Raw genomic sequence first — 13,370 nt, 5'->3', positions numbered from 1 at the left:
AGGCCATGACTATGAATCCGGATCTGCAGGGCCGTAGCTACCCTGCCGCAGAGGTGTACGACGTCGGCCGCGAGAAGATCCGCGAGTTCGCCAGGGCGGTCAAGGCCACCCATCCCGCGCACTTCGACCTGGAAGCAGCCAAAGCCCTTGGACACCGCGACCTCGTGGCGCCGCCCACCTTCGCCATCATCATTGCCCAGCGCGCAGACGCCCAGCTGATCGAGGATCCGGAGTCCGGCATTGACTTCTCCCGGGTGGTCCACGCAGACCAGCGCTTTATCCACCACCGCCCGATTGTTGCCGGCGACCGGCTCGTGGCAGAGCTGCACGTGGACGGTGTCCGCGCCATGGGCGGCGGTGCGATGATCACCACGCGGTCAGAAATCTTCGTCCTCACCGGCGACGGCACAGCCGGCTCGGGCGTTTCCCGGGAAGCCGTCTCCACCACCACCTCGTCCATCCTGGTCCGCGGAGAGGGACAGTAACCATGAGCACAGCATCCATCGCCCCCGTCTTCACGGATCTCACCGTCGGCCAGGACATCGGCAGCCGCAGCATCACCGTCACCCGCCAGGATCTGGTGAAGTATGCCGGCGCATCCGGCGACTTCAACCCGATCCACTGGAACGAAGCCTTCGCTACCGGCGTGGGCCTGCCCGGCGTTATTGCCCACGGCATGTTCACCATGGGGGCCGCAGTCCAGCTGGTGACCGACTGGGCGGGGGACCCCGCCGCCGTCGTCGATTACCAGACCCGTTTCACCAAGCCGGTCCTGGTCACGGACACCACCGGCACGGAGGAACCGGGGGCCCTCATCGAGGTCAGTGGCGCCGTTGGCGCGCTCGACGCCGATGCGGGCACCGTCCGCGTGGACCTCACCGTGGTCTACGCCGGACAGAAGGTCCTTGTGAAGGCCCAGGCTGTCGTCAGGCTTGCGTGACCAGTGACCGTGATGCTGCCGTGAGCAAGGACGTCTTCGTCCCGTCTGCCGAGGTCACGCACTGGCGGAACGCCGTGGTGGTGGCCTACGGGGCCAGCGGAATCGCGTTTTCCACCTGGGTGTCCCGGCTCCCGGCCATCAGGGACGGACTGGACCTGACGCCGGGCACCATCGGACTGCTCCTCCTCTGCATGACCGCCGGCTCTTTCCTCTCGGTATCGGCTTCGGGGCTTATCGTCCTTCGGCTGGGCTCCAAACGGACCATCCGGATCGGCAGCATCATGGTGGGCGTCGGGCTGCTGCTGGCCGGCTTCGGCACGTCGGTACTCGCCAGCCCTGTGGCCGTCGCCGCAGGCCTGGCGATCATCGGGCTGGGCACCGCCAGCTGGAACACCGCGTCCAATGTCGAAGGCGCCGCCGTGGAACGCGCCGTCCGCCGGCACATCATGCCCCGGCTGCACGGGTCCTTCAGCCTCGGGACGGTGGCCGGGGCCGGGCTCGGCGCCTGGGCCGCGGGCGCCGGTATTCCCGTGTTCTGGCACCTGGCCGCCGGCGGCCTCCTGGTGGCCGGCTCGGTGGCAACCGCCGCTTCCTGGTTCCGTGCGGACATCACGCCGGTCCAGGGCGAACGCCCGTTCAAGGCCTCCGGGACAGACACCTTCGAGGACCCGTCCACCGGGCCCATTCCGATCGTCCGGCAGACGGACGCCGTCCCGGAGCAGCCGCTGGACAACAAACGCCTGATCGCCCAGGCCTGGCGCGACAAGCGCACGCTGCTGCTGGGCGTCCTGGTCCTCGGGCTCGCACTTGCCGAAGGGGCTGCCGGCGACTGGGTGGCACTTGCCCTGGCGGACGGCCACGGTCAGACGGACGCTGCCGGAGCAGCAGGCTACGGGCTGTTCGTCACCTTCATGACCATCGGCCGCTTTGCCGGCACCCTGGTCCTGGACCGCTTTGGCAGGGTTCCCGTGATGCGCTGGTGCGCTGCGCTGGCAGTGGCGGGCCTGGGGCTGTTCGTGTTCGCACCCGTGCCGTGGCTGGCCTTCGTGGCGCTGGCTGTCTGGGGCCTCGGTGCTTCCCTCGGCTTCCCCGTCGGCATGTCCGCGGCCGCCGATGACCCGGTCAAGGCCGCCGCCCGCGTCTCCGTGGTGTCCACCATCGGCTACGGCGCGTTCCTGTGCGGGCCTCCCCTCCTGGGGCTGCTGGCCGAACACGTGGGCATCCTCCACTCCCTGCTTGCCGTGATGGTGATGCTCGTGGTCAGTTTCCTGCTCTCCCCGGTGGCCCGGAAACTTCCCTGAATCCCGGTCCGTTCCGAATGACCGATAGGCTGGACAGGTGACCCAGACTTTGCTTTCCGACCTGACCACTGCCGCCGTCGGCGGTCCCGCCGGCAACTACATCGAAGCTCGCACGGAGCCGGAAATTATCGACGCCGTCCGCACCGCAGACGCCGCCGGTGAGCCCTTGCTGATCATCGCGGGCGGGTCCAACCTGCTGATTTCCGACGACGGGTACCCCGGCACGGTGCTCCGGATCGCCTCGGAGGGGTTCACCGTCACCGCAGAGGATTCCTGCGGCGGCGTCGCCGTGGTGGTCCAGGCCGGACACAACTGGGACGCCCTCGTGGAGCATGCCGTGCGCCACGCATGGTCCGGAATCGAAGCACTTTCCGGCATCCCCGGGTCCACCGGTGCCACGCCCGTGCAGAATGTGGGCGCCTACGGCTCGGACGTCTCCCAGACCATTGCCGCGGTCCGGACCTGGGACCGGGAACGGAACGCCGTCCGTACGTTCACGAATTCGGAGCTGAAGTTCGGGTACCGGGATTCGATCCTGAAGCAGACCACGGTCCAGGGTTCACCGCGCTTCGTGGTGCTCACGGTCGAGTTCCAGCTGCCGCTGGGACGGATGAGCGCCCCCATCAGGTATGCGGAGCTGGCGAAGTCCCTGGGCGTCGAGCCCGGGAACAGGGCGTACTCCAACGACGTGCGCCGCGAGGTCCTGCGGCTCAGGGCGTCCAAGGGCATGGTCCTGGACACGGCGGACCGCGACACCTTTTCCACGGGGTCGTTCTTCACCAATCCGATCGTCCCCGCGGAAGCGGCCGACTCGCTCCCCGCAGAAGCCCCCCGGTACCCGGCCGGAGCTGACGGGCTGGTGAAGCTGTCCGCCGCATGGCTGATTGACCACGCCGGCTTCGGGAAGGGATACGGGATGGAAGCCGGCAGCGTCTCCGGCGGGCGGGCCTCGCTGTCCACCAAGCACACCCTGGCCATCACCAACCGGGGCGGTGCGAGCGCGGCCGACATGGTGGCCGTGGCACGTGAGGTGAGGGCCGGCGTCGTCGAACGTTTTGGCATCGAACTGCACCCGGAACCGCTACTGATCGGCATCGAGCTTTAGGGACTGGCCGCTCAGTTCCCGCTGTGGCGCGGGACTACCTTGCTGAACAGCATGAACGTGAACCCCGAAGCCGCGGCTCCCAGCAGGAACACCTGGCAAAACGCCACGGACTGCGCACTGGGGCCGTTGCGGAGGACCAGCCCGGCGCAGGCGAACACCACGGCGCCGGCCAGCAGGGCGAAGGCGGCCAGCAGGAAACTCCTGACCGTCGGCGGCATCTCGGTGCCCGGTTCAGGGGCTCCGCCGCCGCCCTCGTGGTCTACGGCGCGCCAGCCGCGGTGCTGGGGCTGGAGCAGGGCGGCCGCGACAAAACTCAGGACGGCAACCCCCATGCTCACCGCGGAAAAGAACTGCAGGGCCTGCACGGTGGGGGAGAGGCTTGTTCCGCCGGCAACGGCGATGGAGAGCCCGGCTGCCATTCCGGCGGCAGTGGTGACCCAGCCCAGCAGGGCAAGGGCCCGGCACAGGGGCCGCAGCTGCGGCCAGAGCTCTCCGATGGTCATCCACCCAGCGTAGGGACCCCGGCTGTAAAACGGCTGGGAGCCTGCGGTGTACTGCCCGGGGGCTACAGGCCCGCACCACCCGGCACGCGACCTACGATGGGGTTATGGGAGTTGGCGCACGGAAGAAGGTCAGGACAAGGGTCACCCGCCACGTCATCGGAAGGCTGCGCCTGGCCGCGCAGGGGCTGCTGGCGCCGGGGTTCGATACGGCGCCGGAGGCCGTCCGGTGGATGACGGCCATGCAGGCGCAGGACCTGCAGGCGGCACTGTGGGCCGTGGGGCTGAGGGTCCCCAACGCCGGCGTTGACACTGTCCGGGCTGCGCTGGATGAAGGGCTGGTTGTCCGCTCCTGGCCCATGCGCGGGACGCTTCACCTGCTGGCCCCTGAGGACCTGCGGTGGATCCTGGACATCACGGCAGACCGCATGCTGCGCGGGATGGGCGGGCGTCACCGTGAACTGGAGATTGACGCCCGCGACGTGGACGTTGCCCGCGAGGCCGCTCTGGGACGCGTCTCGGGCGGCGGAGCGGCCACCCGCCAGGAACTTTTCGCGGCTTTTGAAGCCGCGGGACAGTCCACGGCCGGCCAGCGCGGCATCCACCTGCTGGGGGTCCTGTGCCAGCGGGCGTGGCTCGTGCAGGGACCGCTCGCGGGGAACCAGCAGCTCATCAAGGCGTTCGACGAGTGGATTCCGAAATCCCGGGAACTGGACCGCGCCGAGGGCATCGCCGAGCTGGCGTTGCGGTACATGCTCAGCCACGGACCGGCCACGGAACGCGACTTCGCCTGGTGGTCGAACACCCCGGTGACGGAGGTCCGCAGCGCGCTGGCCGCGGTAAAGGACCAGCTCGTTGAGCTGGAGTTCGAGGGAGCCAGTTACTGGATGGCGCCAGCCACCGCGGCGCTGCTCGACGACGGCGTTCCCGGCCAGCGCTCCCTGCTGGTGCTGCCGGGGTTCGACGAGTTCCTGCTGGGATACACGGACCGGTCACTGGTGCTTCCGCCGGACCACGCCCAGAAGGTAGTCCCCGGCGGCAACGGAGTGTTCAAGAAGACCATCGTGGCCGGCGGCGAGGTGATCGGCACCTGGGCGCGGAAAGGCAGCGGCCGGACCGCCGCCGTCGTACCCGAACCGTTCGACACCGTTAACGGACTGCGGCCTGCAGCCCAAAGGTCCTTTGAGCTGCAGGCCGCGAGGTACGTGAAGTTCCTCGGCTAGAGCGTGCCCGTGGCGATGTTGAGCATGCGGCGCAGCGGCTCGGCGGCGCCCCACAGGAGCTGGTCGCCCACGGTGAAGGCGCTGATGTATTCCGGGCCCATCTCCATCTTGCGGATGCGGCCGACGGGGATGTCCAGGGTGCCGGAAGCGGCCACCGGGGTGAGGCCTGCCATAGAGTCTTCCTTGGTGTTCGGAATCACCTTGGCCCACTCGTTGTCCTCGGCCAGGAGCTTCTCGATCTCGGCCACGGAGAGATCCTCGCGGAGCTTGAGGGTGAGGGCCTGGGAGTGCGAGCGCATGGCGCCGATCCGGATGCACAGGCCGTCCATCATGATGTGGTTCTCGTCCGAGGTGCCCAGGATCTTGTTGGTTTCAACCCCGGCCTTCCACTCTTCCTTGGACTGGCCGTTGCCCAGGTCCGCGTCAATCCAGGGGATCAGGGAGCCGGCCAGCGGGACGCCGAACTGGGTCGCGTCGATGTCGGTGCGCTGGTGCGCCAGGACCTTGCGGTCGATTTCCAGGATGGCCGACGCCGGGTCGTCCAGTTCCGAGCTGACCTCGGCGTTGAGCGTGCCGAACTGGCTGAGCAGTTCGCGCATGTGGCGGGCGCCGCCGCCGGAGGCAGCCTGGTACGTCATGGAGGTGCCCCACTCGACGAGGCCGTTCTTGAACAGGCCGCCGAGTCCCATCAGCATGCAGGACACGGTGCAGTTGCCGCCGATGAAGTCCTTGGTGCCGTTGGCCAGGCCCTTGTCGATGACGTCGCGGTTGATGGGGTCCAGCACGATGATCGAGTCGTCGTTCATGCGCAGGGTGGAGGCGGCATCGATCCAGAGGCCGTCCCAGCCGCGGCTGCGCAGCTCGCCGTGGACCTGCTTGGTGTAGTCGCCGCCCTGGGCGGTGACGATAATCGGCAGCTTGGCCAGCGTGTCGACGTCGAACGCGTCCTCGAGCTTGCCGGCCGCGCCTGCGGCGGCACCGGCAAGAGTCGGGGCGGCACCTCCGGCGTTGGAGGTGGAGAAGAACACCGGGTTGATGTTGGCGAAGTCGCCTTCGTCCTGCATGCGCTGCATCAGGACGGAGCCGACCATGCCGCGCCATCCGACCAGGCCGACGGAGGGGGTAGCTGCAGTAGTCATTCGACCAGTTTAGACTTCGGAACCGGCACGGCGCAGTCGGTTACGTCACTCCTGAGCGGCGACAGGATCGAACGACGGGGGCACCGCTGTCCGTAGACGAGCCTTCAACTACATCGCTTCACCCGGAAACGGACGTTTGCTGTCGGGAAAATTCTCACGGGTGATGGCAATGCCTGACGGGCGGGATTCAAACCAGTCCCGGGCCTGGTCGTCGGTGAGGGCGAAGCGGGGCTTCGGCAGCCCCTTGAGCTGTCGCTGCTTGGACGCCCGCCGCTCCCGGCGAAGGTTGCTGATTCCGAGGAGCCACCCTCCCGTAAACAGCACGGTGCACACGAGCGCGAGCAGGCCAACAATGATGTTCAGGCTTGCCACCGCGATCACGAGGAGGACCGGCGAAAATATGGCGGGTACGGTCATCAGGATGGTGACTACGTATAGGCCGGTGGTGGTGTGAACCGAATAGTTGCCGCTGGGCTGCGACCCGCCAATACCCCATTCGGCGGCCGTGTAGGCGTAGACGGTCTTCTCCATGCTGGTGGCGTAGTAGTAAGGACGGTTCACTACCGCTGTGCGTACTGTCGGCTCAGTTGCCATCGGTTGTTTCCTCATCTGTCCTGAAGGCGGCTGACCTGAAGGCAGCCAGCGCTTCCGTGAGCTCGTCTCCGCTCTTGGCCAATACCTCGGGTCCAACGACGTCGTCCAGTGCAACGGCGTGAATCCAGCAGCCGTCCGCCTTGCGGACCAGCATCTGTCGGGAGCCGGGGTGGAGTCCGCAGCGGACTCTGACGCCACCACCCGGATTTTGATCCAGATGGGTTTTGATAATGATGGCTTCAGCTGCTTCCGCGGAGATGCCCGGGTCCTGAGGCAGCGCAAACCAACTCATCATCGTCCTCGGCTGCAGGATCAGTTTGGTCCGGTCCGACTCGACATGCAGGACCGAGTCGCCGCGCTTGGCATCCAGAAGCAAATCCAGCTGCGTCCATTTCGATGCGCTGGCCAGGGTGTACACGAGAACATCGACTCGCGCATCGAATTCGACGGCGGTTCCCTTGGCAGATGCCAGACCGCGGGCAATAAGTGAAGACAAGCCGGCCCGAATCAGGTCCACGTCTTCTGACTCTTCGCTGAGGCGTAACCACGAGGCGCTTGTCTTCGAACCGGCCGTCGACTGCAGTTGCAGCAGGTAGGCCATTTCAGCCAGGCCAAATCCTATGGACGTGTCCACGGTCGTTTGTGCGATAGTCATGATTTTCATCCTATGAGAGAGCTGTGCCTAAAAGCCGAAAAAGTTCTTGACGCCCTCGCCAAGGTCCTCGACGGTGTCGTCGATGCCCTCGCCAAGGTCCTCGAAAACGTTTCCAACCATGTCGAAGGCATCGTCGATCGTATCCTTGGCTCCGGGGATCAGTTCGACCGCCGCCCAGGCGCCGCCGGCCACCATGCAGGCCACCCCCACGGGGGGAGGGAAGAACGAACCGACGCCAAGTGCGGTCTTGAGGCCTGACTTCATTGCGTCCCCAGTCTCTCCACTGCGGATTGCGTTGACGGTGTCCAGACCATCAAGGCCAACGCTTAGCCCGCCAAGTACGTGTCCGGCGGAGTTCAGCCCGAACTTCGCCCACGGCCCCATCTCCGCTGCTCCGGTGCCGCGTGCCATCCCGGCGAAGTCGCCGAATTTACCGCTGAGCAGGTCTCCGGTACCGGAAAAAACGCCACGAAGGTCGTCTGAACGGGCCGCGGCCTCCCAGAGATCCTTGTTGATGAACTGCTTAACGGCGGCGAAGCCGTCGCCAGTCATCAGCAAATCAGTGACACTTTCGCCGTGCAGAACCACAAACCGACTTATGTCCCTTAGCCCCAAAGGAACTGCCTTCAGCCCAAGGACCCCGTTATAGGCATCCCAGCCACCGCGGAAGTCGGAATTTCCGTCCGAAATCCAGCCAGGACCCCACGGGCTGGCTCCTTCGCCCGCGCCACCGTTCGAACCGGACACGCCGGCCTGCACGCCGCCGCCACCTCCGGCAACGCTCGCCTTTTCCTGCTGGTCGGCCTGGGCCTGCAGCTTCTTGGACTCCTGCTTGAGTGCAAAGGCCGCCTGCTGGAGCAGTGCCCGGTGGCTGCCGTTCCAGTCGGACCGGAACTGGACTGCATCCTGGCCCTTCCAGGACGGATTGTTGTTGATCTGGTTGGTCAACTGCGTCGACTGCTGGAGAAGGCTGTCGGACGTCTTTCCGAACTGCTGCGCGAGCGTCCGAAGCTGGGCAACGTCCGCGCCCCACAAATTCCCTGCCACAAGGCATCATCCCCCAATGAATGTCTGAACAGCAGATAATGGTCCGGCTGCGGGCCCTACTCTAATGGTCAAACCGCAGTGCCCGCGATGGGCTGCCCTCCCCATCGCGGGTGGCGCGTGCCGCCCGAGCGGCTACTCGGCGTCGTGCTGTTCCAGCACTGCGGCCTTGCGGAGGCGCAGGGCGTAGAAGGCGCCGAAAGCGAACGCCTGCGTGACCACTACCAGCACGATGGCCCCGGCGATCTTGTTGCCGCCCAGGATCATGGTGAGCCCCACGATCGCGGAGAGCAGGGCCAGCAGCGGAAGCAGCATGTAGCCCAGGACAAAGAGTGTTTCCGGTTTCTTCAGCATTTTCCTAGGCCTCGGTCCGACGCCACATGGTGAACCGGTACCGGGTACCGGTGGCGGACGTCAGCCACCCGGTGGCGGGCTCACTGGCTGTCAGCTTCCATTCGTAGCCGAGCTCCGGCGCATACGTGTCGCCGTCGGTCTCGGAATCGATGAACGTCACCACCGCGACGTCGGCGATGTCCAGGGTCTGCGCAAAGATTTCCCCGCCGCCGAGGACCCACACGGTTTCGTGGCCGGGGGCGAACTGGGATTCCAGGAGCGCGTCGTCCAGCGACTTCACCGCGAGTGCGCCCTGTGCCTCAGGCGTGTCACCCCAGCCTTCCTGCCGCGTCACCACAATATTGGTGCGTCCGGGCAGCGGACGGTACTTGTCCGGGAATGACAGCCAGGTCTTGCGGCCCATGATGACCGGGTGCCCGTTGGTCAGCCGGGTGAAGTGCTTCATGTCCTCGGGCAGGTGCCACGGCATGTCGCCGTCCTTGCCGATGACGCCTGCCGTGGTCTGGGCCCAGACGAGCCCCACTCCGGTGGTGGCGTCGGCGATTTTTTCAGTGAAGGCCAGGGGATCCATGGCGTTGTCGGTGCTCATACTGCGATCGGCGCCTTAATCGTAGGGTGGTGCTGGTAGCCGACCACTTCGAAGTCGTCCAGCGTGTAGTCGAAAATGGAGTCCGGTTTGCGGAGGATCTTCAGCTGCGGATATTCGTACGGTTCCCGCTTCAGCTGCTTGAGCACCTGGTCCATGTGGTTGTCGTAGATGTGCACGTCGCCGCCGGTCCAGACGAACTCACCCGGCTCCAGGCCCACCTGCTGGGCCAGCATGCAGGTCAGCAGCGCATAGGAGGCGATGTTGAACGGGACGCCCAGGAACGTGTCCGCGGAGCGCTGGTACAGCTGGCAGGACAGCTTGCCGTCCGCAACGTAGAACTGGAAGAAGGCGTGGCACGGCGGCAGCGCCATGTCCTGGAGTTCGGCCACGTTCCAGGCGGAAACAATGTGCCGGCGCGAGTCCGGGTTGGACTTGAGGTTCTCCACCAGCTCGGCGATCTGGTCGATGTGGCCGCCGTCGGGGGTGGGCCAGCTGCGCCACTGGACACCGTAGACCGGGCCCAGTTCGCCGTCGGCATCGGCCCATTCGTTCCAGATGGTGACGCCCTGGTCCTGCATCCACTTCACGTTGGTTTCACCGCGGAGGAACCACAGCAGTTCCACGGCCACGGACTTGAAATGCACGCGCTTGGTGGTGACCAGCGGGAAGCTTTGACTCAGGTCAAAGCGCATCTGCCGGCCGAACACACTGAGGGTGCCGGTGCCGGTGCGGTCAGATTTGTGCGTGCCGTTGGCAAGGACGTCACGCAGGAGGTCTTCATAGGGCGTTGGGATGCTCACTGTTCCAGTCTACTGAGGCCGAGTCTCACACGCAGAATGCCTTCGAGCGCGCCGTCATCCAGGCCCGCGGCGCGGCCCTTCGCGATGTAGCGGTCGACGGCGGCAATCAGGTCCGCGGTAACGGCACCGTCCGAGGGCAGACCGGCGTCGGGCATCCCGACGACGACGGTGCCGTTCCGCCGCCGCGTTTCGATCAGGCCGGCCAGCTCGAGTTCCTTGTAGGCCCGAGCCACCGTTCCCGCCGCGATGCCGAGGTCCGCCGCCAGGCTGCGGACGCTGGGCAGCCGCGTGCCGGCGGCCAGGGAGCCCACGGCAATCAGGGAGGTGACCTGAAGGCGGATCTGCTCATACGGCGGCACCGCCGAACGGAGGTCAACAGCGATGCCGGCCGTCATGTGACGCGGTCCTTGCCCGGCCGGGGAACCGGACGGGCAACGGATCCGGTCCGGGGCCGTACCGGCACGAGGGCGGTGGCGATCGCCGCCAAGGAGAGGACGGTGCCGGCGAGTGTTGCCGGGAACCAGGGAATGGACGGCACGAACGCCACCCCGAAAACGGCCGCCCATGCGTGGCTGTTCACCAGCAGCGCCATGGCTGCCTGCGCCATGAACATGGCCGACAGCGTCCGCACGATCCGGTTCACGGTGATGGCCCGCAGCGCGGCGTCGAGTCCGGCGGGAGCATCCGGGATGCCGTGCCGCCCGCGGGTGGCGAGGAACGCCGGGACCGCGAGGCCGGTTCCCGCAAGGCCGAAGATTGCCGGCATGGTCCAGCCGGCGTCCCAACCGAGGAGGGAGTTCCCGGCCGCTGCCACCGCCAGGGCTGCCACGAAGGCGAGCACTGCGAGGATGAGGGTGGTGAGCAGCGCCGGACCCACCGGCTGCCTCGGCCAGGTCCGCGGTTCCGCCGGGTTCGCGTAATTGCGCTCGAGCAGCAGCTCTCCGCCGGCAAGGACCACCAGCACCAGCCCCGCCACCACTGCCACGAAGGCCGCGGGACCCCACGGGCCGGCTGCCACGATGGCCGGAACCAGGAAGACCCCTACGAACAGCGGCAAGGCAGTGGCAACGCCCAGCGCGGCACCGATGGACACCACCAGCCTGGTTGCCGGATGCGGAGCGGACCGAAAATTCCCGTGCTTCGCGTTCCGCAGGGCCGCGGCGGCCGCTTCAGTGCCCGCCAGTTTGGGTGGCGACCACAGCAGCATGGCCAGCAGCACGGCGACTCCCGCCAGGCCTGCGAAATTCGTCCACGATGTGCTGCCTGCGGCGGGGTCCGGCCGGGCAACGTAGTTTCCGGCGATGACGGCGAGCCCGGAGGCCACCGTGGCGACGGTCCGCAGCAGCCTGTTCATGGCGATGGTCCGCAGCAGTGAATTGTCGAGCTCGGTCAGCTGCTCAAGCTGGCGGCGGCGGCCGATCAGCAGCAGCACAAGCCACGTTCCTGCGGCCAGCACGGCCAGGGCTCCGCCCAGCCATGCCGCCAGAGTAGTGCCCGGGATGCGGCCGTCGCCGCCCACCGTGCGATAGACCTGCGGGCCTTCAGCCACTGTCCCGTACGGCAACGCATCGAACCCCGGCAGTGTCGCGGCCCAAGCGATGTAGGCGGCCGCAGCGATGACGACGGCCAGGGTGGTCCAGGCGAGCGGAAGCGGAAGGAAATCCCGCACGTGCCGCACGTGGAGGCTAGCCTTCCGGCGGGCACCCCTGGGGCGCGGATAGCTGAGCTGGCCCAGCGCGTGGACGCCGAGCGTGCCTAGGACCGGCCAGGCAAGGGCGGGGAAGATCGTCTCCGGGGTGGTCAGGGACGGACTGACGACCGGGCTGCTGACGGAGGTTGCCGGAATGATCCCGATGTTCATGGCGCCCTGCAGTGAACTCGCCATCCAGCCGATGACGCCCACCCAGAGCGCGTGCTGGGAAACAGTTTCAGGTGAGGCGCCCATCCGCGGTTCCCACACCACCCACCTGAGGATGATGTAAAGAACGACGGCGGCGACCAGCGGTCCCAGCAGCAGCATCGGCGGCAGTTCAAATTGGACCGGCATAAATCCCCCCAGATTTTGCATCAATGTACTAAGTATTTGATACAAAGAAGTCCGGGTCAAGACTGGTTTCGTCAGGGGTGGCCGGCAGCCGCCGCGCTGTCCGTCCTGTCAGTCGTCGAGTCAGTCGTCGAAGGGCCTGAACTGTTCCACTGCCACAATCTTGTTGCTGTTGCCGCGCGCCACATGGCACACGATGATCTCACCGGGCGCCAGGTACGGGTCCGCGGTGGGCAGCATCGCGCGCAGCCGGCCGTTCATGTGCTCACCCAGCTGCGACATGACAGTGGGCAGTGCGGGCCGGTGGGTGCACAGGGCGATGGCCCGCTGCTTGTCGAAGAGTGCTTCGACCACGGCCGCCGTCTTTTTCGGGCTCCTGGCATGGCGGTGTTCCGTCAAGGCGTCGTGCAGTTTCACCTTGGCATCCGCGGACTTGGCGTAGGGGGCAATCGTGGCGACGCAGCGCTGCCACGGGCTCGAGTGCACCCGAAGGGGCTTCCACACGTGGAGCAGCCGCCCGACGGCCTGCGCCTGCCTCAGTCCGGTGGCCGCGAGCGGACGGTCCCCCTCCGCCTTGGTCCAGGACGAGCGGGGCTTGGCCTTGGCATGGCGGACCACCAGCAGCGGCCACGTGTCCAGTTCCTTGCGGGCATGGGCCGCCACCAGGTGCTCGAGCGGCGCTATGTCACCGGGATTGCTCAGCAGGGTTGCAGCCTTTTCGGGTGAACACCACATCACGCTGTCCACTTCCTTGCCATCGGGACGAAGCATGGCGCCGTCCACATCAACGGCCCAGTAATGGACCACCTTCAGGCCGGCGGACACGTGGTAGTGGATGGGAGGAAGGGGTATGCCAAGGGTGGCCGTAATCCCGATCTCCTCTTCGATCTCGCGGACGGCGCACTCCGGTATGGTCTCACCGGGGTCGATCTTGCCCTTGGGCCACGACCAGTCGTCATAGCGGGGCCGGTGAATCAGCAGGACCTCGAGCACGTCTTTGTTGACGCGCCAAGGAAGCGCACCCGCTGCGGTGACGGCAATGGGTTCCCCGGGGTGGTCCGTCTGGTCCGCAGTAAGCGTGT

The 13,370-nt window shown here is 66.7% G+C and carries 16 protein-coding genes; 5 read left to right on the top strand and 11 right to left on the bottom strand.

Annotated elements, in window-relative coordinates; all coding sequences use genetic code 11:
* The first annotated feature begins 5 nt into the window (after positions 1-5).
* The 4 genes from BS38_RS0104010 to BS38_RS0103995 are packed head-to-tail and all read left to right on the top strand — an operon-like array spanning position 6 to position 3,346.
* Positions 6-485, top strand: a complete 480-nt coding sequence (locus BS38_RS0104010; RefSeq protein ID WP_028269629.1) for an FAS1-like dehydratase domain-containing protein — start codon at positions 6-8, stop codon at positions 483-485.
* A gap of 2 nt (positions 486-487) precedes the next feature.
* Entirely contained in the window at positions 488-940 is a 453-nt protein-coding gene (locus tag BS38_RS0104005; RefSeq protein ID WP_081818799.1) for a MaoC family dehydratase, read from the top strand.
* Positions 937-2,241 (top strand): MFS transporter, encoded by a 1,305-nt coding sequence (locus BS38_RS0104000; RefSeq protein WP_231511039.1) that lies wholly within the window; start codon positions 937-939, stop codon positions 2,239-2,241. The genes BS38_RS0104005 and BS38_RS0104000 overlap by 4 nt, the downstream gene beginning before the upstream one ends.
* Before the next feature lie 37 nt (positions 2,242-2,278).
* Entirely contained in the window at positions 2,279-3,346 is a 1,068-nt protein-coding gene (locus tag BS38_RS0103995; protein WP_028269626.1) for a UDP-N-acetylmuramate dehydrogenase, read from the top strand.
* 11 nt (positions 3,347-3,357) lie between these two features.
* Here BS38_RS0103995 and BS38_RS0103990 read toward each other — a convergent pair whose 3' ends face one another.
* Positions 3,358-3,849 carry a hypothetical protein gene (locus BS38_RS0103990; RefSeq protein WP_028269625.1) on the bottom strand — a complete coding sequence of 164 codons (492 nt, stop codon included), beginning with the start codon at positions 3,847-3,849 and terminating at the stop codon, positions 3,358-3,360.
* Between the two features lie 104 nt (positions 3,850-3,953).
* Between BS38_RS0103990 and BS38_RS0103985 the strand changes: the two genes are divergently transcribed.
* A complete protein-coding gene (locus BS38_RS0103985; protein WP_028269624.1) occupies positions 3,954-5,069 on the top strand; it encodes a winged helix DNA-binding domain-containing protein in 1,116 nt (371 codons plus the stop codon).
* On the opposite strand, the gene asd is transcribed toward BS38_RS0103985, so the two are convergent.
* The 10 genes from asd to BS38_RS0103935 form a co-directional block, all read right to left on the bottom strand.
* The gene (asd, locus tag BS38_RS0103980) at positions 5,066-6,208 is read right to left on the bottom strand and encodes an aspartate-semialdehyde dehydrogenase (protein ID WP_028269623.1); all 1,143 of its coding nucleotides are present in this window, start codon (positions 6,206-6,208) and stop codon (positions 5,066-5,068) included. The two genes, BS38_RS0103985 and asd, sit on opposite strands and share 4 nt — an antisense overlap.
* Before the next feature lie 108 nt (positions 6,209-6,316).
* Positions 6,317-6,802, bottom strand: a complete 486-nt coding sequence (locus BS38_RS0103975) for a hypothetical protein (protein WP_043437560.1) — start codon at positions 6,800-6,802, stop codon at positions 6,317-6,319.
* Positions 6,792-7,466 (bottom strand): hypothetical protein, encoded by a 675-nt coding sequence (locus tag BS38_RS0103970; RefSeq protein WP_156037055.1) that lies wholly within the window; start codon positions 7,464-7,466, stop codon positions 6,792-6,794. Before BS38_RS0103970 ends, BS38_RS0103975 begins: the two co-directional genes overlap by 11 nt.
* Positions 7,467-7,484: 18 nt before the next feature.
* Complete coding sequence (locus BS38_RS0103965) at positions 7,485-8,504, bottom strand: WXG100 family type VII secretion target (protein ID WP_156037054.1); 1,020 nt, start codon at positions 8,502-8,504, stop codon at positions 7,485-7,487.
* 132 nt (positions 8,505-8,636) lie between these two features.
* Positions 8,637-8,855: an NF038396 family protein gene (locus tag BS38_RS0103960; RefSeq protein WP_028269619.1), complete on the bottom strand. Its 219-nt coding sequence runs from the start codon at positions 8,853-8,855 to the stop codon at positions 8,637-8,639.
* Between the two features lie 4 nt (positions 8,856-8,859).
* The gene (locus BS38_RS0103955; protein ID WP_028269618.1) at positions 8,860-9,444 is read right to left on the bottom strand and encodes a dihydrofolate reductase; all 585 of its coding nucleotides are present in this window, start codon (positions 9,442-9,444) and stop codon (positions 8,860-8,862) included.
* Positions 9,441-10,244, bottom strand: coding sequence for a thymidylate synthase (locus tag BS38_RS0103950; protein WP_028269617.1), 804 nt, complete (start codon positions 10,242-10,244; stop codon positions 9,441-9,443). The genes BS38_RS0103955 and BS38_RS0103950 overlap by 4 nt, the downstream gene beginning before the upstream one ends.
* Positions 10,241-10,639 (bottom strand): GntR family transcriptional regulator, encoded by a 399-nt coding sequence (locus tag BS38_RS0103945; protein WP_028269616.1) that lies wholly within the window; start codon positions 10,637-10,639, stop codon positions 10,241-10,243. Before BS38_RS0103945 ends, BS38_RS0103950 begins: the two co-directional genes overlap by 4 nt.
* Positions 10,636-12,291 (bottom strand): hypothetical protein, encoded by a 1,656-nt coding sequence (locus BS38_RS24295; protein WP_051628710.1) that lies wholly within the window; start codon positions 12,289-12,291, stop codon positions 10,636-10,638. Before BS38_RS24295 ends, BS38_RS0103945 begins: the two co-directional genes overlap by 4 nt.
* Positions 12,292-12,411: 120 nt before the next feature.
* Entirely contained in the window at positions 12,412-13,329 is a 918-nt protein-coding gene (locus BS38_RS0103935) for an NUDIX hydrolase (protein WP_028269615.1), read from the bottom strand.
* Positions 13,330-13,370 lie beyond the last annotated feature (41 nt).

Origin of the sequence: Arthrobacter sp. UNC362MFTsu5.1 (assembly GCF_000685965.1) — a bacterium.
Lineage (GTDB): Bacteria > Actinomycetota > Actinomycetes > Actinomycetales > Micrococcaceae > Arthrobacter.
The sequence above is the reverse complement of the archived record's forward strand: the minus strand, read 5'-3'. Positions and strand labels throughout refer to the sequence as shown.